Consider the following 19,128-nt stretch of genomic DNA (forward strand, 5'->3'; position numbering starts at 1 on the left):
CCGAAAGCGGCTTTTCGGTTCCGAAACAGCCGTGTTAGAAGGCCGCCAACAGTCACGACATGGAACGGGCGGACGCGCATGAAGGACATCCTGGACACCCTCGAGGAGCGGCGTAAAGGCGCCAAGCTCGGCGGCGGCGAGAAGCGCATCGAGGCGCAGCATGCCCGCGGCAAGCTGACCGCCCGCGAGCGCATCGAGCTGCTGCTGGACAAGGGCTCGTTCGAGGAGTTCGACATGTTCGTCGAGCACCGCTCGACCGAATTCGGAATGGAAAAGAACAAGATCCCCGGCGACGGCGTCGTCACCGGCTGGGGCACCGTCAATGGCCGCAAGACCTTCGTCTTCGCGAAGGACTTCACCGTGTTCGGCGGCTCGCTGTCCGAGACCCACGCGCTGAAGATCACCAAGCTGCAGGATATGGCGATGAAGGCGCGCGCGCCGATCATCGGGCTCTATGATGCCGGCGGCGCCCGCATCCAGGAGGGCGTCGCGGCGCTGGCGGGCTACTCCTACGTGTTCCGCCGCAACGTGCTGGCCTCCGGCGTGATCCCGCAGATCTCCGTCATCATGGGCCCGTGCGCCGGCGGCGACGTCTATTCGCCGGCCATGACCGACTTCATCTTCATGGTGAAGAACACCAGCTACATGTTCGTGACCGGCCCTGATGTCGTGAAGACCGTCACCAACGAGGTGGTCACGGCGGAAGAGCTCGGCGGCGCCTCGGTGCATGCGACGCGCTCCTCGATCGCCGACGGCGCTTTCGACAATGACGTCGAGACGCTGTTGCAGATGCGCCGGCTGATCGACTTCCTGCCGTCGAACAATTCGGACGGCGTGCCGGAATGGCCGAGCTTCGACGACATCGAGCGCGTCGACATGTCGCTCGACACGTTGATCCCCGACAATCCGAACAAGCCCTACGACATGAAGGAGCTGATCCTGAAGGTCGTGGACGAGGGCGACTTCTTCGAGATCGCCGACCTCTTTGCCAAGAACATCGTCACCGGCTTCGGCCGCATTGCGGGGCGCACCGTCGGCTTCGTCGCCAACCAGCCGATGGTGCTGGCCGGCGTGCTCGACAGCGATGCCTCGCGGAAAGCTGCGCGCTTCGTCCGCTTCTGCGACGCCTTCAACATTCCGATCGTCACCTTCGTCGACGTGCCGGGCTTCCTGCCGGGCACCGCGCAGGAATATGGCGGCCTGATCAAGCACGGCGCGAAGCTGCTGTTTGCATATTCGCAGTGCACGGTGCCGCTCGTCACCGTCATCACCCGCAAGGCCTATGGCGGCGCCTTCGACGTCATGGCCTCGAAGGAGATCGGCGCCGACATGAACTACGCCTGGCCGACGGCGCAGATCGCGGTCATGGGCGCCAAGGGCGCGGTCGAGATCATCTTCCGTGCCGACATGGCCGACCCGGAGAAGATCGCCGCCCGCACCAAGGAGTACGAGGACCGCTTCCTGTCGCCGTTCATCGCCGCCGAGCGCGGCTATATCGACGACGTCATCATGCCGCACTCCACCCGCCGCCGCATTGCGCGGGCGCTCGCCATGCTCCGCGACAAGAAGATGGAGATGCCGGCGAAGAAGCACGACAATCTGCCGCTCTAAGGCATCCATGAGATGTCGTTAGTGGGGGCAAGGAAGTCATTGAGAGCCTAAGGCGTGGCCCTGGATTGCTTCCGCCTTCGCTCTGCGAGCTACGGCGGACAAGTCGCTGCGCTCGCAGTGACGGAGAATGTGGCGCTTGCTGAGAACACCCCTGGCGCCCAACTGCATCGGAGTGCCGCAAGCGCACCACCTCCACCGTCATTGCGAGGAGCGTAGCGACGAAGCAATCCAGGGGCATCACGCGCAGCTCTGCATTGCAGCTCGCGGCCATTGCGGCAATCTGGCGCCTCACGCGGCCCTGGCGTTAAGCCTATGTCTTAACTAACCTTTAACGATGGGTTTGCGGGAACTGGGCCGCTGGCTTAGCTTTGATGGTCAAGGCAGGCACGTGAGTAGAGTAGAGGTCGCGTATCATGGCTGATAGAACATCGGCGTTTCGTTTCGGAGCTTGGGTTGCCTGCGCAGGCGCCGCCGCTCTGATGCTCTCGTCGCAGGCCGCCTCGGCCGGCTCAGGCGCTGCGGTGGCGGCGCCGATCGCCGCTGCGCCCGCCGCCCCGAGCCACGTCGCGCCGCCGGTGACCATCGTCCGTCCGCACCACCGCTTTCATCGGTCCTATCTGCCGGCTGCCGGCGCTTTTGCGTATGGTGGTACCGGCGAGCCGGTGATTCAGCAGATCCCAGAGCACACATCGGCCGACGTGCGTTACACCTATACCTACGACGTGCCGTGGGACTGGGCGCACCGCTACCCGCCGAACGTCGTGCCGTCCGACCGGCCCTATGTGTCGAACTGCCCGATGCAGACCGTGACGGTGCCGGGGCGCCGCGGCGGCGATCACAGCGTGACGATCACGCGCTGCTACTGAGAGACCGGAATTCTACGGGAAAGCCAGATCAGCACGGCTTGCGCCATGTCAACGCGACAGCTGGTGCAATCAATTAGCTGAAAGAGATACCGACCGGCTTCGCTCGCGCGAGGTCGCGAGGGGACGAGGCCCGGACTCCTAGGCACTCCGGGCCTCGTATTAAATTTGCTAGTCTTGTCGCGAGCCGAGTCGGCTGGCGGGAGGCTTCGATGAGCAGAACGGACGCGTGTCGGACGGTCCTGCGGATCGGACTGGTAGTGATGCTGGCGGCTGCTTTGGCCGGTGCAGCCTCCGCCGATGAGACCGTCACGGTCGGCGGCTCGCGCGTGGCGCTGATCAAGCCGGCTTCGGTGCGGGCTAGCGTCATCCTGCTGCCCGGCGGCGATGGCGCCATCAATGTCGGCGAGCGCGGCGACATTCATGGCCTGCTTGGCAACCAGCTGGTGCGCACCCGCAATGCCTATGCCGCGCGCGGCCTCGCGGTGATGGTCGCCGACACCAGCACCGACCTGAAGGCCGCAATCGACTACATGGCGGCCATCAAACGCCCCGTCACGGTGATCGGCACCAGCCGCGGCACGATCCGCGCGGCAGAGGGAATTGCGCGCGGCGCCCGCCCGGACGCGCTGGTCCTGACCTCCGGCTTTCTCAGCCCAGAGTCTGGGAGCTCATCGAACGTGATGTCGATCCTCGGCTCGCCGTCGGCGCTGCCGCGGACACTGGTCATTCATCACACCAGCGACGCCTGCAAGTTCACGCTGCCGGCCGGCGTGGATCCCTTCATCAAATGGTCCGGCGGGCGCGCCCGCGTGAAGTGGCTGTCCGGCGGCGCGGAGGAGGGCGATCCCTGCCAGGCCCGCGGCCATCATGGCTTCAACGGTCTGGATGGGCAGGTGGTGTCGCTCGCGGCGGGATTTCGCTGAACGCCTGATTGCGGCCAGGCTTCCGCGACAAGACCAACAACAACCGGAGGAACCGATGCCATCAGCCATCTTCGTCGTGCGCGCGACCGTGCCCGATCCAGTCAAGCGCGATGCGTTCGATCGCTGGTATCGCGACGTGCATCTGCCTGATGCGATCAAGAGCTTTGGCGTTCGCAAGGCGTGGCGTGTGTGGAGCCTCGTCGACCCCGCAGTGCATCAGGCGATGTATCAGTTCGACGACGTCGCCGCGATGGAGCGCGCTGTTGGTGGCGACGAGATGAAGCGGCTGATCGTCGACTTCAACCGCGACTGGCCCGACGTGACGCGTACGCGCGAGAGCTTCACGCTGGCGCAGATCGTCGAGGAATGAACAAAGCCATGCGCGATCGTGGCGAAAGCTCGGCGGCGACGTCTTTGCGCTTCTCGTGATGAGCGGGGCAGTTCAGCTCACGTTCAGGTGATCGTCGCGATACTCCATGCTCTGCTTGCTGATCATGGAGGCGCTCGATGGAACGACGATACTTCCTCAAGCTGGCATTGGGCCTGGGATGCGCGGCCGCCGGCGGCTTGGCGCTCCGCACGACGGAGTCGGTCGCCGCGCCGCTTGCGCCGGCGCCGCTGAACGAGGCGATCCCCTCGCCATCAAATGACACGGCGGAGCGCGCGGTCGGCTCGCAGGACGAGGCGGATCGCCTGACGTCAGAGCAGGTGCGTTGGGGGCATCATGGCCATCACGGACATCATCATGGCCACGGGCATCATTGGGGCTGGCGCCGGCGTCATTGGGGGTGGCGTCGCCGGCATTGGGGCTGGCGTCATCACCATCGGCACTGGCGCCGCCGCTGGCACCGTCGGCATTATTGGTGACGCCGGCGCCTTGGCCCGGCCTGCTTTTGGACACCTGCGGGCCGGCATGGCGGTTCTTACGGCGGCCGCTGCTCGGCAGCTAACAAGCGAACAGCACGGCAGGGATACGGCATCGCCGTGGTCCCTGCCGCCTGCCGGAGCTACTTGCCGAGAAACTCCAGCAGCAACGCGTCGTACTTCGCGGGCGCATCCAGAAACACCAGGTGGCCGGCATTGGCGATCACCTCGGCGCGGGCATCGCGCATCTGGCTTGCGAGGGCTTTTGATAGCTCCGCGTTCTGCCCCATCCTCGCCCGTAGCGCCTCCGGCGCATTCGGCCGGCCCGGCGCATTGTGGTCGTCGGCGCCCATGATGAACAGCGTCGGCTGCGTCAGCAGCGGGATCTCGTGCACGACAGGCTCGCGATAGATCATCTGGTAGGAGCTGACGAAGCTCTTCAGCCAGCGCGGATAGTCGGCGCTGTCCTTGAGATTGAACCTGGTGTCGATGAACGGGGTGACCTGCTCCGGCGGCAGCTTCATTGCGTAGTTGGTCTGCAACTGCTTGCGATAGCCGTCCGCGGTGAGACGATCCTCGTTCTCCATGATCGTCTCGGACGAGATCGGCGGCACTGAGAGGCGGTAGTCCTCGAGACCGATCGGCGCGGTCAGCACGAGATGAGCGACGCGATCCGGGTAGGCGCGGGCGATGCGCACGGCCAGCATGCCGCCCATCGAATGCGCGACGACATCGGCCTTGGCGATGCCGAGGTGATCGAGCAGCGTCATGGTGTTGCGCGCCAGCGTATCGAAATGCAGCTCGCCCGACGGCTTGGAGGATTTGCCGAAGCCGACCTGGTCGGGCACGACGACGCGGAAGCCGGCCTCGGTCAGCGTCCTGATCACGGGCGCCCAATAGCTCGACGGGAAATTGCGCCCGTGGAGCAACAGCACGGTGCGCCCGTTCGGCTGCGCCGGCGCGACGTCCATATAGGCCATGCGCAGCCGCTCGCCATCATTGACCAGCGGCAGCAGGTTGACCGGATACGGATAGGAAAAACCCTCGAGATTGATCCCATAGGGCTCACGCGGCGCCTCGGCGGCCGGAACCATGGTGGGAGCGAAAGCGAGCAGGGCGGTGCAGAATGCGATGGCGAAACGGGGCATTGAAACTCCAGGGCCGACGGCAGGGATCGTCGTCAGCCATCTGGCCGTGACGCGCCTTCGGCCTGAAGACAAGACCTTGACCGCGTGCCGCGATAAACAGCGCGTGATTGTCAGCTGCCGGACGTGCCGAACAGTGCAGCAAAATGTCTTTCGCCGGCGCGGCTGAAATTCACCACGCGGCTGCCGGGAGTGGGGTCGCGCGCGGCCCATTTCAACTCGGCGAAGCGCTTCATCAGGGCAGCGCCCAAGGTGCCGGCGAGATGATGCCGCCGCGCGCTCCAGTCCAGGCAGGCCTTGCAGACCGGACGGCGCGGATGCGCCAGCATCTCCGGCGAGATCCGCAAGTGCTGGGCGAGAAACCGTTCGCCATCCTCGGTGAGGATGATCTCCTGCTTGCGCTGGCGCACCAGCTTCTGCCTGACCATGCTGTCCAGCATCTGCACGCCGAGATCGCCGGCGAGATGATCGTAGCAGATGCGCGCACGCCGCAGCTCTGGCTCCTTCGGCCCGGTGCGCACCCGCATGTGGCCGGCGCGCGCGGCGAGCCCGGCAAGCTTCTCCAGCACGTCCGCAACGTCAGGATCGGCGAGCCGGTAGTAGCGATGCCGACCCTGTTTCTCCGGCTCGATCAGGCCGCCGCCTTCCAGCTTGGCAAGATGCGAGCTCGCGGTTTGCGGCGTCACGCCGGCCTCCTGGGCGAGCTCGGTTGCGGTGAGCGCGCGGCCCGAGAGCAGCGCGGTGAGCATGTTCGCGCGGGCGGGATCGCCGACCAGCGCTGCAACCATCGCGATATCAGGGCCTGATTTCATACTTCGATGCTAGACGAAGCATTGTCGTCCCGCAAGCGGATAGTGTGAGGCTGCGAAACATACCCGAGGTTGTCATGACTATCACCGTCTTCATCCGCTATCGCATCGATCCGTTCAAGCGCGATGTCTTCGAGCACTATGCGCAGCGCTGGCTGTCGATCATTCCGCGCTGCGGGGGCGATCTGATCGGCTATTTCATGCCCCATGAAGGCACCAACGACATCGCCTACGGCCTGATTTCATTCGACAGCCTCGCGGCTTACGAGCGTTATCGCGCGACCTTGCGCAGTGATGGCGAGGGCCGGGCGAACTTCGCGCTCGCGGAGGAGCACCAGCTCATTCTGGGCGAAGAGCGAACATTTCTGCGCAATGTCGTGGCGGCGCCATGAGAGCGGTACTATCCTGGTGCAACGAAGAGATGCATGGGAGGATGACATGACGGTGACCACCACGGCGGAGAAGCGCGCGGCCTTTCGCAGACTGCACGAGGCCGGCTGCTTCGTGCTGCCGAACCCGTTCGACGTCGGCACGGCGAAGATGCTTGAGCATCTCGGCTTCAAAGCGGTCGCTTCGACCAGCGCCGGCTTTGCGTGGTCGATCGGCAAGGCCGACACCGGCACGATGCTGGACGAGATGCTCGCGCATCTGGCGGCGTTGTCGGCGTCTGTCGACATTCCGGTCAATGCCGATTTCGAGGGCGGCTTCGCCGACGCGCCGGAGGGCGTGGCCGCCAATGTCGCACGCGCGGTCGCGACCGGCGTGGCCGGCCTGTCGATCGAGGATTCCACCGGCGACAAGGATCACCCGCTCTATGAGCGCGAACTGGCCGTGGAGCGCATCCGTGCCGCGCGTCAGGCGATCGATGCCAACGGCGGCGACGTGCTGCTGACCGGCCGTTGCGAGGCGTTTCTCTGGGGCAAGCCCGACCTCTCGCTGGTGACCGATCGCCTCGTGGCCTATGCGGAGGCCGGAGCCGACTGTCTCTATGCGCCGGGGATCAAGACCGTCGAGGAGATCAGCGCTGTCGTGAAGGCCGTGGCGCCGAAGCCGGTGAACCTGCTGATCGGGGCGTCCGGCCTGTCACTGGAGCAGGCCGGCGCGCTCGGCGTGCGCCGGATCAGCGTCGGCGGGTCACTGGCGCGGATGGCCTGGGCGGGCTTCATGCGCGCGGCGAAGGAGATGGCGGAGCAGGGGACCTTTACTGAGCTGGCGAACGGCTATCCCGGCGGCGAGCTGAACAAGCTCTTCGGCTGAGATCAGGTGCACGCATGCAGAAAAGCCGCGGAGCTTGCCGCGGCTTTTCCGATTCAGCAGCTATAACGGCTCAGTAGCGATCCGTGCCGATGCCGACGCTCACGCCGGGGGCGCGGATGCCGATGCCGCCGCGGTCTTCATAGGTGCGGCGCTCGATGTAGCGCTCGCGCGGTGAATAGGCGTAGGAATCGCGGTCGCGATCCTCGATGATGACGCGACGTTCGCGGTGCTCGCGCCAGCAACGGCCGTCTTCGTTGCAGACCATCCGGACGTTCTGGACGTCGCGCTGCGGGACGGCCGAAACGTCGGGCGAGAGCGGGGCGGCCGAGGCTGCGGTCACCACGAGCGTGCCTGCTGCGGCTGCGAGAGCAAGAACCTTCATCATGTGTCTCCTCCAGATAGTGGGTCAAAGTGCCGCACAGGCAATCGGCCAGTGTGCGATTAGTTCCACCTCAATGTCGTTGTTGGTCTGGAATTACGCGCGGCGACCCGTCTGCCGCTGCTAAGGACTCTCTCAAAAAAATGGCAGCGGATGATTGCTCACCCGCCGCCAGTTGCGACGGCTCGTCGCCGCCTGCGAGATGTCGTTGATGCGCGCGATTACTTCGCGTTGTTGCTCTGTCCGCTCGGGGCCGCCGGCGGCGGGGTGGTGCGGTCGCCCGCTGCGCCCGTAGTCACGCCCGGCGAGCCGTTGGGCGTGGTGCCGCTTTTCGTCGAAGCCGACTGCGTAGCCGGCGTGTTGCTGGCCTGGTTGTTGTTCACCGACATGTTGTTGAGGCCGTAGAACACGGCGCCGAGCAGGATCGCGATGCCGAGCGCGTAGGCGGCCATGCGGCCGGTCGAGGCCCGGCCTTCGCTCAGCTCAGGGTCGGGCTGCAGCCGACTGTCCATGCGGGCGGCGCGCTCATACTCCGTACCAGTCATGCCGGCACCGGTCATATCCGCGCCCATGCCTGGACGCGTGCTCATGTCCGGGCGGTTCATGCCATCAGGATAACGTTCGTTCGGAAGCCGTTCGTTGGCCATTGCATCCTCCTTGCGATTGTCTCCTGACAACCAGCGCAGCCGCCGGTCCGTTCCGCGAAACCTTACGAATTCGCAAGCTCGCGTAAGGCTGGGCGCGCTAAGGTTCCTCATGCGACCTGCGATTCTGGAGCCTTCGATGTGGAACCTGCCGCCGACCGACAGCGTGTTGCATGTGTTGTCCTGGCTGGCGCTGGCGGCACAGGCGATGACGGCTGCGCTCGCGGCGGGGCGTCGCAGCATGGACTGGATGGGCGTCTGCCTGCTGGGCGCCATCACCGCGCTCGGCGGCGGCACGCTGCGCGACGTCCTGCTCGGGCATTATCCGCTGGCCTGGGTCGAGCAGCCGTCCTTCTTGTTACTGACCCTGTTGGCGCCGTTCGTCACCATCGCGATGGCGCGGCTCGTGCACCGATTGACGACGGCCTTCCTCGTGCTGGATGCGATCGGCCTGGTCGTCTTCACCATCGCGGGCTGCGACATCGCCTGGCAGATGAACGTGCCGTTCGGCATCGTCATCGTCGCCGGGATGATCACGGGCTGCGCCGGCGGCGTGCTGCGCGACATCCTCTGCAACGACGTGCCACTGCTGTTTCGTGCCGAGCTCTACGCCAGCGTGTCTCTGCTGACCGGGCTGATCTATGCGACAGGCCTCCTGCTTGGTCTCGGCAGCGGCGTGCTGACGGCCCTGACCTTCGCCTTCGGCCTGTCGTTCCGGCTGCTGGCGATCCGTTACAAGTGGAACATGCCGCGGTTCGTCTTCACCGAAGAGGACAAGAGTTGAGGCCTTCTGTCGCAATGCACAACGAGGCATCCGAGAGAGAGCCGATCGGGCGGCAACGATTCGGTAACTGTCCGGCCATCGCGCCTAAGCCATGGCGGATATCATCCCATTTCGCAGCGGCCGTCGTTTCCGACACAAACCGCAAAACCCACCGCCTTGGCCGCCACGAAATTGCGATTTCGGTTGGCTGCCCTGCGCGTACGAGATTTGTGATGCGCATTCTTGAAAAGCAGACTTAAATCATTGGCAGAACGCGCGCTTCCGCCCAACGGTGGTGAGCTGCGCACCCCGACAAAGCACGGCAAGAGGGCGGAATGGGCATCAACGAGAGCGAGATCAATCTCGACCAGAAATACACCGCAAGCTCCGGCCACATCTTCCTGACCGGCATCCAGGCGCTGGTGCGGCTGCCGATGGCCCAGATCCGGCGCGACCGCGCCGCCGGCCTCAACACCGCCGGCTTCATCTCCGGCTATCGCGGCTCGCCGCTCGGCGGCTACGATCAGCAGCTGTTCTCCGCGCGCAAGCATCTCGAGCAATACAACGTCAAGTTCCAGCCGGGCGTGAACGAGGATCTTGCTGCGACCGCCGTGTGGGGCTCGCAGCAGCTGCATCTATCGCCCGGCGGCAAGTATGATGGCGTCGTCGGCATCTGGTACGGCAAGGGCCCCGGCGTCGACCGCTGCGGCGACGTCTTTCGCCATGGCAATGCGGCAGGCTCCGCCAAGAACGGCGGCGTGCTGTGCCTCGCCGGCGACGACCACGGCGCCAAATCCTCCACCGTGCCGCACCAGTCCGACCACGCCTTCATGTCGGCGCTGATGCCCTATCTCTATCCGTCCTCGATCCACGAGATGATCGAGATGGGTCTGCTCGGGATTGCGATGTCGCGCTATTCCGGCTGCTGGGTCGGCATGAAGGTCATCACGGAGACCGTGGAGACCACCGCCGAGATCAACCTCAACGACGAGATGACGCCGTTCGTCATCCCCACTGATTTCGAGATGCCGCCGGGCGGCCTCAATCTGCGCTGGCCCGACGACCGCTTCGAGCAGGACCGCCGGCTGCAGGACTACAAGGGCTTCGCCGCGATTGCCTTTGCCCGCGCCAACAAGGTCAACCGCATCACGATGGATTCACCTAACGCCCGCTACGGCATCATGGCGTCGGGCAAGAGCTACGAGGACATCCGCCAGGCGCTGCGCGAGCTCGGGATTACCGAGGAGGTCGCCGCCAAGATCGGGCTTCGCCTCTACAAGATCGGCATGCCCTGGCCGCTGGAGCCGGAAGGCGTGCGGCAGTTCGCGGTCGGTCTCGAGGAGATCTTCATCATCGAGGAGCGCCGCGAGATCGTCGAGAACCAGGTCAAGCAGGAGCTGTTCAACTGGCGCGACGACGTCCGCCCGCGCATCGTCGGCAAGATGGACGACCACGACAAGCGCTTCCTGCCGTTCGCGACCGAGCTTTCGGTGGCATCGCTCGCGACCTCGCTGACCGAGCGGCTGCTTCGTCTCGACCTCAATCCCGAGATCAAGGCGATGCTGCGCGCCAAGGCCGACTGGTTCAACGGCCGCGACGCCTCGCAGATGCAGCTGGTCTCGCCGGTGGCGCGCACGCCGTATTTCTGCTCGGGCTGTCCGCACAACACCTCGACCAAGGTGCCCGAAGGCAGCCGCGCGCTGGCCGGCATCGGCTGCCACTTCATGTCGCTTTGGATGAACCGCAACACCGAGACGTTCACGCATATGGGCGGCGAGGGCGTGCCGTGGGTCGGCATCGCGCCGTTCACGGGCGAGGAGCACATCTTCGCCAATCTTGGCGACGGCACCTATTTCCATTCCGGCAGCCTCGCGATCCGCCAAGCGGTCGCCTCCAAGGCCAACATCACCTACAAGATCCTCTACAACGACGCCGTCGCGATGACCGGCGGTCAGCGCCATGACGGCGATCTGTCGCCGCAGCAGATCACCTTCCAGCTGCATGCCGAAGGCATCCGCGAGATCTACCTGGTCTCGGAAAACCCGGACTCGTATCCGGCCGACAGCATCGCGCCCGGCGTCAAGCTGGCGCATCGCGACGAGCTCGACAACGTTATGAAGACCCTGCGCCAGACCAAGGGCGCCTCGGCGATCGTGTTCGTACAGACCTGCGCCGCCGAGAAGCGCCGCCGCCGCAAGCGCGGCACGATGGAGGATCCGCAGCGCCGCGTCTTCATCAACCCGGCGGTCTGCGAGGGCTGCGGCGACTGCTCGGTGCAGTCGAACTGCATTTCGGTCGAACCGCTGGAGACCGAGCTTGGCCGCAAGCGCGTCATCAACCAGTCCTCCTGCAACAAGGACTATTCCTGCGTGAAGGGTTTTTGCCCGTCCTTCGTCACCATCGATGGCGGCAAGCCGCGCTCGCGCGCACCGGCCGAGCTCGGCGACATCGGCGAGATGCCGGAGCCGCTGGAGAAGCCCACGCTCGACCGTCCCTACAACGTCGCCGTCGGCGGCGTCGGTGGCACCGGCGTGCTGACGATCGGCGCGCTGCTCGGCATGGCCGCGCATATCGAGGGCAAGGCCTCGATGATCCTCGACATGTCCGGCCTGGCGCAGAAGGGCGGGGCGGTGCTCAGCCACGTCCGGCTGTCACAGAACACCGCCGACGTGACCTGCTCGCGCATCGTCACCGGCACCGCCGATCTCGTCATCGCCGCCGACGAGGTGGTGGCGGGCGCCAAGGAGACGATCACGCTCTGCGATTCCGAGCGCACCCATGGCGTCATCAACAGCCACCTGATCCCGACCGCCGACTTCGTGCTCAACCGCGACTTCAACTTCCAGAACCGCAAGGTCACGAGCCTCCTGGAGACCGCGCTCCGCAAGGACGCCACCTTCTTCGACTTCACCAAGCCGGCCGAGGCGCTGCTCGGCGATTCCATCGCCACCAACATGATGATGATGGGCTACGCCTATCAGAAGGGCCTGCTGCCGCTGTCGGCGGAAGCGATCGAGAAGGCCATCGCGATCAATGGGGTGGCCGTCAAGATGAACACGGAGGCGTTCCGGCTCGGCCGCCTGATGGTGGTCAACCCCGAGCGCGTCGCCGGCATGATGACCGGCCAGGACGAGACGATGCCGCCGAAATCGCTCGACGCGATGACGCTCGACGAGATCATCGCTCATCGTATGGCGCACCTCACCTCGTATCAGAATGCGCGGCTCGCCAAGCGCTACCGCAAGCTGGTCGACCAGGTCCGCGACGCCGCTGACAAGGGCGGCTATGGCGAGGCGCTGCCGCGCGCGGTCGCGATCAACTACGCCAAGCTGCTCGCCTACAAGGACGAGTACGAGGTGGCCCGGTTGTTCTCCGACGGCACCTTCGAGAAGCAGCTGCACGACGCCTTCGAGGGCGACTACAAGGTGTCGTTCAACCTGGCGCCGCCGATCTTCAACTCAGGTCTCGACCCGCAGGGCCGGCCGAAGAAGAAGAGCTACGGCCCCTCCATGATGAAGACGTTCCGTCTGCTGGCGAAGCTCAAGGGACTGCGCGGCACGCCGCTCGACATCTTCGGCTACTCCGCCGAGCGCAGAACCGAGCGCGACCTGATCGCCGGCTACGAGAAGGACGTCGCGACGGTGCTGAGCCTGCTGTCACCGGCCAACGCCGAGATCGCCGCGGAATTCCTGTCGCTGCCCGACAAGATCCGCGGCTACGGCCCGGTGAAGGACAAGGCCGTGCAGGACGCCAAGGTCCGCTACACCCAGCTCGCCGCCGACCTCGCCAACCCGCCGCCCGCGCCACGCCAGATGGCGGCGGAGTAGGGCACTACACGCGAGGTGCCGTAGGGTGGGCAAAGCGCCGCCACCGGCGGCGCGTGCCCACCGTCTCGGGGCGTGCTCGTTGCTCGATGGTGGGCACGTCGCGCCGCTCCGCGTCGCGCCTTTGCCCACCCTACGGTTTGACCGTCATTGCGAGGAGCGCAGCGACGAAGCAATCCAGGGGTGCGCACGCGGCCCTGGATTGCTTCGCTGCGCTCGCAATGACGCAACGAGAGTGTAGCCCGCATGAGCGAAGCGACGTGCGTGGCGATTGTCCGGACAAGTGTCGCAAGGAGAATTCCGGTTTACAGATTTATATTGACGAATTTCGGAATTTGTGTTTTACTCCCCGACATCCCGCCTCACTCGGAAGGGGCGTTGCGCGCGATCGTCACGACACGCGGGGCGGGGAGCGATGGCCGCGATCGAGCCGCAGCGTGTCCGCAAGGATGCGCCGACGAACGGTTCGGCGCGGACGTGAAGTCGCAGCGTGCTGGCACCCCGATGCTGGTGCTACGTTCGTGAGGCGCTTGCGCGCCGCGCGGGCCATGGTGGCTACAAGCCCGGACACCAGGCAGACTGCGTATAAGCGTTAAACCCGTCGCGCAGGGAAGGCCGGGCGTTGTCCGGCTGCACCTGTGGTACCTGCCGCCTGCATTTTTTTTCGCAGGCGGGCCGCAGGCGTCAGCCGACGCCTGGCCTTCCCTGCGCCCTCCGATTTTCGAGAGGGTGAAAGAGATCAGCATGACTCGGGCAGAGATGTCGCGGGAACGCGCGCTCACGTGTAGTTCGATATCAGCTCGCTCGCGCCACATCACCGGTGTCGTCCCGGGCTTGACCCGGGACCCATAACCACAGACGGGTGTGAGAGTGCACGCTGGTTGACCATCGAGTCTAACAAGATCCGCCGGGGGGTATGGGTCCCGGGTCAAGCCCGGGACGACGGCGGAGTCGGAGGCGCGATCGCGCTCCATCTCCACCGCGCGGAATATTGTCGGCGCTTGCCAAGACGCTTGCCAAGACTCCTGCGAGGGTCCAAAAAATCTCCAACCATCAGGCAGGAAACGACAGGAAGCGGAGACGGAATTGACCATCAAGGGCAAGGCCTACATTGCCGGGATCTACGAGCATCCGACCCGGCACGCACCGGACAAATCGACCGCTCAGCTGCATGCCGAGGTCGCCAAGGGCGCGCTGGAGGATGCGGGGCTCAGCGCGAAGGATGTCGACGGTTACTTCTGCGCCGGCGATGCGCCGGGCGGCGCCTGGCCGATGGTCGATTATCTCGGCCTTAAGGTGCGGCACATCGACTCCACCGAGACCGGCGGCTGCTCCTATCTGATCCATGTCGGCCACGCTGCCGAGGCCATCGCCGCCGGCAAATGCTCGATCGCGCTGATCACGCTCGCCGGCAAGCCGCGCACCGGCCCGATGCCGCCGCGTGCCGCCGGCGCCGAGGCCGATTTCGAAGCCGCCTACGGCGCGACCACGCACAACGCCTACGGCATGTGCGCCATGCGCCACATGCACGACTACGGCACCACCTCCGAGCAGCTTGCCTGGATCAAGGTCGCGGCCTCGCATCACGCGCAGTACAATCCGCATGCGATGCTGAAGGAGGTCGTCACCGTCGAGGACGTCATCAACTCGCCGATGATCTCCGATCCGTTGCACCGCATGGATTGCTGCGTCGTCACCGATGGCGGCGGCGCGCTGATCGTGACCACGCCGGAGATCGCCAAGAGCCTGAAGAAGCCGCTGGTGCGGCTGATCGGCCACGGCGAGGCCATGAAGGGCCCACGCGGCGGCAAGGATCTCGACCTCACTTACTCAGCTGGCGTGTGGTCCGGCCCGCGCGCGTTCGAGGAGGCGGGTATCACGCCGAAAGATATCAAATACGCCTCGATCTATGACAGCTTCACCATCACCGTGCTGATGCAGCTCGAGGACCTCGGCTTCTGCAAGAAGGGGGAAGGCGGCAAGTTCGTCGCCGACGGCAACCTCATCTCCGGCGTCGGCAAGCTGCCGTTCAACACCGATGGCGGCGGTCTCTGCAGCAACCATCCCGTCAACCGCGGCGGCATGACCAAGGTGATCGAGGCCGTGCGCCAGCTGCGCGGCGAAGCCCATCCCAAGGTGCAGGTGCCGAACTGCGACCTCGCCATCGCCCATGGCACCGGTGGACTTCTGGGCGTGCGCCACGCCGCCTCGACCTGCATTCTGGAGCGCGTCTGATGTCTGAAGCCAAGAAACTGCCGGCCAAACTGCCGGCCCCCGTCACCAATCCCGAGACCAAGGCGTTCTGGGACGCGGCCATTGAGGGCAAGTTCCTGATCAAGCGTTGCACCGCCTGCGGCGAGGCGCATTACTTCCCGCGCTCGATCTGCCCGTTCTGCTTCTCCGACCAGACGGTGTGGGAGCAAAGCGCGGGCGAGGGCGAGATCTACACGTTCTCGATCATGCGCAAGTCGCCGACGGGCCCGTATGCGATCGGGTATGTGACTTTGAAGGAGGGGCCGTCGTTGCAGACCAACTTCGTCGACTGCGATTTCGATCAACTGAAGATCGGTCAAAAGGTGAAGGTGGTGTTCAAGCCCACCGACGGCGCGCCGCTGCCGTTCTTCACGCCGGTGTAGCGACACGTGCCGGTGGCGACACGAAAGGTGCACCCTCTCCCTTTGCGGGAGAGGGTGGTAGTTCAGGCGATGCGAAGCAACGCCTGAACTACCGGGTGAGGGGTATCTTTCCGCACGAGCGGTGTCTCTGTGGAGGCATACCCCTCACCCGAGCGAGATTGACGCTGATAGCTGTGTAGCCCTCTCCCGCAAGGGGAGAGGGCGCAGCAATGGGCGCCGGAGAAAGTGCGTAGGGTGGGCAAAGGCGCGGAGCGCCGTGCCCACCGTGGGTGTTGTAAGACAGGCGGTGGGCACGCTTCGCTTTGCCCACCCTACGAAGAACGAATTCGGGGAGGCTAAATGCCGATCAATTACGATGAGCTGATGGCGATGAAGGCGATCGGGCAGCCCTATGCCTACACCGATCGCGATGTGATGCTCTACGCCTACGGCATCGGTATGGGCGCCGATCCGATGGATGAGCGCGAGCTCGCCTTCGTCAACGAGGCCACCGCCGAGCCGCGGCCGCTGAAGGTGGTGCCGACCTTTGCGTCCGTGGCGGCGTGGGGCGCCGGCCCCGGCGACATGAAACTGAACCGCGTGCTGGTGGTCGACGGCGAGCGTGACATCACCTTCCACAAGCCGCTCGCTGTCGCCGCGAAGATCACCGCCGACTCCTCGGTGCTCGCGGTCTCCGACAAGGGCAAGGACAAGGGCGCCGTCATCCGCCACCAGACGATCCTGCGCGACGAAGGCGGCGCGCCTCTGGCGACGCTCGTGGCCTCGCGTTTCGCCCGCGGCGATGGTGGCTTCGGCGGTCCGTCCGGCGGCATCCCGGATCCGCATCCGGTGCCGTCGCGCGCGCCGGACCGCAGCGTCGACATCTCGACGCGGCCCGACCAGGCGCTGATCTATCGCCTGTGCGGCGATCGCAACCCGCTACACTCCGACCCCGAATTCGCCCGCCGCGCCGGCTTCCCGCGGCCCATCCTGCACGGCATGTGCACCTATGGCCTGACCTGCCGCGCCGTGCTGCAAACCTACGCGGACTACGACGCGTCGGCGTTCAAGCAGCACGCCGCGCGGTTCTCCTCGCCTGTATTTCCGGGTGAGACCGTGACGGTCGATCTGTGGAAGGACGGCAATGTGATCTCGTTCGAAGCCCGCGTGAAGGACCGCAACGTCACCGTCATCAAGAACGGCAAGACCGTGCTGAGTTAGGACGGTGCTGAGTTAGGAAGGCACGAACGTGGTCTCCCTCTCCCCGTTCTTCACGGGGAGAGGGTGGGGTGAGGGGCAGCCACAACCACCGGGCTCGCGGAGAGTCCCCCTCACCCGGATCGCATCTTGCGATGCAATCCGACCTCTCCCCGCACGCGGGGAGAGGTGAACAAGTGGAAGCGGGGCTGTAACAGTAAGCGCAGGAGGACACACCCATGGGACTGCTCGACGGCAAGGTGGCGTTGATCACCGGCGCAGGTGGCGGGCTCGGTGAGGCCTACGCAAAGCTGTTCGCGCGCGAGGGCGCGGCGGTCGTGGTCAACGACCTCGGCGGCCCGCGCGATGGCTCAGGCTCCGACCTGTCGATGGCCGAGCAGGTGGTCGCCGCGATCAAGGCCGAGGGCGGCCGTGCGGTTGCCAACGGCGCTGATATCTCCACCATGGCCGGCGGGCAATCGGTGTTCGACGACGCCATCCGCCATTTCGGCCGCGCCGACATCCTGGTCAACAATGCCGGCATCCTGCGCGACCAGACCTTTGCCAAGGCGAGCGAGGCCGACTGGGACAAGGTGATCCAGGTCCACCTCAAGGGCACCTTCTGCTGCACCCTGCCGGTGTTCCGCTGGATGCGCGACAATGGCGGCGGCGTCATCGTCAACACCTCCTCGACCTCGGGCCTGATCGGCAATTTCGGCCAATCGAACTACGGCGCTGCGAAGGGCGGTATCTGGGGCCTGTCCAACGTGCTGGCGATCGAGGGCCGCAAGTACAACATCCGGGTCTGGACGCTCGCGCCGGGTGCGCTGACCCGCATGACCGCAGACCTGCCGCGCTACAAGGAAAATCCCGGCGCCGCGCTGACGCCCGAAGGCATCGCCCCGGCGGTGCTCTACATGGTCAGCCATCTCTCGGGCGACCAGACCGGCAAAGTGCTCGGCGTCTCCGGTCCGCGCGGCGTGCGCGAGTTGCGTATGATGGAAATGGACGGTTGGAAGCCGCCGTCCTCGGGCTGGAAGGCGGAGGACATCGCGGATCATGCAGAGGAGATATTCTTTTCGGAGGACGAGATTCGAAAGTCCGCGCGGCGGTTTTGATGTATGTCTGGCGTCATCCCAGGGGCTCCGCCGAGACCCGATTGTGAGACGGCGGAGCAGCGTTCCCGGAATCCAGAAGTATCACGGACCGCATCGCCTCCGGGCTCGCGCCCGGCAGCGTATCCCGGACTGACGCCAGAGAGATTGGAGACCAGACGATGAAGCTTACCGCCGCCGCCAAAGGCACTTTCGCGATTGCGCCGACGCCGTTCCATGATGACGGCCGCATCGACGAAGCGTCCATCGATCGTCTTGTCGATTTCTATGCCGAGGCGGGCTGCGACGGCATCACCGTGCTGGGCATCATGGGCGAAGCGCCGAAGCTCGATGCGGCTGAATCCGAGCAGGTCGCGGTGCGTTTCGCCAAGCGGGCCAAGAACCTTCAGATCATCGTTGGTGTCTCCGCGCCGGGCTTTGCGACCATGCGCTCGCTGGCGCGTGCTTCGATGGACGCCGGCGCTGCCGGCGTGATGATCGCACCGCCGCCCTCGCTCCGTACCGATGATCAGATCACGGGCTATTTCAAGCAGGCCCAGGAGGCGATCGGCGAGGACATTCCGTGGGTGCTGCAGGACTATCCGCTGACCTTGAACGTCCAGTTCACGCCGGCGGTGATCCGCAAGATCGTCATGGACAGCCCGTCCTGCGTGATGCTCAAGCACGAGGACTGGCCGGGCCTGGAGAAGATCTCTGCGCTGCGCGGCTTCCAGAAGGACGGCTCGCTCAAGCCGCTGTCGATCCTGTGCGGCAATGGCGGCCTGTTCCTCGACTTCGAGATGGAGCGCGGTGCCGACGGCGCGATGACCGGCTACGCCTTCCCGGAAATGCTGGTCGACGTCGTCAAGCTGTCGCAGGCCGGCAAGCGCGATGCCGCGCACGACCTGTTCGACGCGCATCTGCCGCTGGTGCGTTACGAGCAGCAGCCGGGGGCGGGGCTCGCCGTGCGCAAATACGTGCTGCAGAAGCGCGGCGCGATCGCCTCCAGCGCGCAGCGCAAGCCGGCGTCCGGCATCAGCGCCGCGGCCAAGGCCGAGGTCGACTATCTGCTGTCGCGCGTCGCCCGCACTGATGCCCGTGCCAACCTGCAACCCCGAGCCACCGCCGCGGAGTAAC

The 19,128-nt window shown here is 65.4% G+C and carries 18 protein-coding genes; 14 read left to right on the forward strand and 4 right to left on the reverse strand.

Translation table 11 applies throughout. The features are described 5' to 3' along the window. Positions 1-78: 78 nt before the first annotated feature. From BRAD285_RS13600 to BRAD285_RS13620, 5 genes are all read left to right on the forward strand, one after another. Positions 79-1,611: an acyl-CoA carboxylase subunit beta gene (locus BRAD285_RS13600; protein WP_006613293.1), complete on the forward strand. Its 1,533-nt coding sequence runs from the start codon at positions 79-81 to the stop codon at positions 1,609-1,611. A gap of 413 nt (positions 1,612-2,024) precedes the next feature. Beyond that, a complete protein-coding gene (locus tag BRAD285_RS35370; protein WP_006613294.1) occupies positions 2,025-2,477 on the forward strand; it encodes a hypothetical protein in 453 nt (150 codons plus the stop codon). A gap of 209 nt (positions 2,478-2,686) precedes the next feature. Beyond that, complete coding sequence (locus BRAD285_RS13610) at positions 2,687-3,400, forward strand: alpha/beta hydrolase (RefSeq protein ID WP_006613295.1); 714 nt, start codon at positions 2,687-2,689, stop codon at positions 3,398-3,400. 55 nt (positions 3,401-3,455) lie between these two features. Further along, positions 3,456-3,770 carry a hypothetical protein gene (locus tag BRAD285_RS13615; protein WP_006613296.1) on the forward strand — a complete coding sequence of 105 codons (315 nt, stop codon included), beginning with the start codon at positions 3,456-3,458 and terminating at the stop codon, positions 3,768-3,770. Between the two features lie 137 nt (positions 3,771-3,907). Then, positions 3,908-4,267 (forward strand): hypothetical protein, encoded by a 360-nt coding sequence (locus tag BRAD285_RS13620; RefSeq protein ID WP_006613297.1) that lies wholly within the window; start codon positions 3,908-3,910, stop codon positions 4,265-4,267. Positions 4,268-4,407: 140 nt separating this feature from the next. Here BRAD285_RS13620 and BRAD285_RS13625 read toward each other — a convergent pair whose 3' ends face one another. Beyond that, a complete protein-coding gene (locus BRAD285_RS13625; RefSeq protein WP_006613298.1) occupies positions 4,408-5,412 on the reverse strand; it encodes an alpha/beta fold hydrolase in 1,005 nt (334 codons plus the stop codon). Between the two features lie 110 nt (positions 5,413-5,522). Beyond that, entirely contained in the window at positions 5,523-6,221 is a 699-nt protein-coding gene (locus BRAD285_RS13630) for a metalloregulator ArsR/SmtB family transcription factor (RefSeq protein ID WP_006613299.1), read from the reverse strand. 74 nt (positions 6,222-6,295) lie between these two features. Between BRAD285_RS13630 and BRAD285_RS13635 the strand changes: the two genes are divergently transcribed. Next, positions 6,296-6,610 carry an NIPSNAP family protein gene (locus BRAD285_RS13635; protein ID WP_006613300.1) on the forward strand — a complete coding sequence of 105 codons (315 nt, stop codon included), beginning with the start codon at positions 6,296-6,298 and terminating at the stop codon, positions 6,608-6,610. 46 nt (positions 6,611-6,656) lie between these two features. Beyond that, positions 6,657-7,475 (forward strand): oxaloacetate decarboxylase, encoded by an 819-nt coding sequence (locus BRAD285_RS13640; RefSeq protein ID WP_006613301.1) that lies wholly within the window; start codon positions 6,657-6,659, stop codon positions 7,473-7,475. Between the two features lie 70 nt (positions 7,476-7,545). Here the strand turns inward: BRAD285_RS13640 and BRAD285_RS13645 are convergent, their stop codons facing one another. Beyond that, complete coding sequence (locus BRAD285_RS13645; protein WP_006613302.1) at positions 7,546-7,857, reverse strand: hypothetical protein; 312 nt, start codon at positions 7,855-7,857, stop codon at positions 7,546-7,548. A gap of 218 nt (positions 7,858-8,075) precedes the next feature. Then, the gene (locus BRAD285_RS13650; protein ID WP_006613303.1) at positions 8,076-8,501 is read right to left on the reverse strand and encodes a hypothetical protein; all 426 of its coding nucleotides are present in this window, start codon (positions 8,499-8,501) and stop codon (positions 8,076-8,078) included. A gap of 136 nt (positions 8,502-8,637) precedes the next feature. On the opposite strand from BRAD285_RS13650, the gene BRAD285_RS13655 reads away from it, so the two are divergent. From BRAD285_RS13655 to BRAD285_RS13690, 7 genes are all read left to right on the forward strand, one after another. Continuing rightward, positions 8,638-9,282, forward strand: coding sequence for a trimeric intracellular cation channel family protein (locus BRAD285_RS13655; protein ID WP_006613304.1), 645 nt, complete (start codon positions 8,638-8,640; stop codon positions 9,280-9,282). Positions 9,283-9,596: 314 nt separating this feature from the next. Beyond that, on the forward strand, positions 9,597-13,088 hold the full coding sequence (locus tag BRAD285_RS13660) for an indolepyruvate ferredoxin oxidoreductase family protein (protein WP_006613305.1): 3,492 nt from the start codon (positions 9,597-9,599) through the stop codon (positions 13,086-13,088). Between the two features lie 1,083 nt (positions 13,089-14,171). Next, positions 14,172-15,320 (forward strand): thiolase domain-containing protein, encoded by a 1,149-nt coding sequence (locus BRAD285_RS13670; protein ID WP_006613621.1) that lies wholly within the window; start codon positions 14,172-14,174, stop codon positions 15,318-15,320. Next, positions 15,320-15,721, forward strand: a complete 402-nt coding sequence (locus tag BRAD285_RS13675; RefSeq protein WP_006613620.1) for a Zn-ribbon domain-containing OB-fold protein — start codon at positions 15,320-15,322, stop codon at positions 15,719-15,721. Before BRAD285_RS13670 ends, BRAD285_RS13675 begins: the two co-directional genes overlap by 1 nt. 339 nt (positions 15,722-16,060) lie before the next feature. Next, positions 16,061-16,921 carry a MaoC family dehydratase gene (locus BRAD285_RS13680; RefSeq protein ID WP_006613619.1) on the forward strand — a complete coding sequence of 287 codons (861 nt, stop codon included), beginning with the start codon at positions 16,061-16,063 and terminating at the stop codon, positions 16,919-16,921. Between the two features lie 215 nt (positions 16,922-17,136). Next, complete coding sequence (locus BRAD285_RS13685) at positions 17,137-18,015, forward strand: SDR family oxidoreductase (protein WP_006612564.1); 879 nt, start codon at positions 17,137-17,139, stop codon at positions 18,013-18,015. 158 nt (positions 18,016-18,173) lie between these two features. Next, the gene (locus BRAD285_RS13690; protein ID WP_006612565.1) at positions 18,174-19,127 is read left to right on the forward strand and encodes a dihydrodipicolinate synthase family protein; all 954 of its coding nucleotides are present in this window, start codon (positions 18,174-18,176) and stop codon (positions 19,125-19,127) included. Position 19,128 lies beyond the last annotated feature (1 nt).

This window comes from Bradyrhizobium sp. ORS 285, from assembly GCF_900176205.1.
In the GTDB taxonomy this organism is placed as follows: domain Bacteria; phylum Pseudomonadota; class Alphaproteobacteria; order Rhizobiales; family Xanthobacteraceae; genus Bradyrhizobium.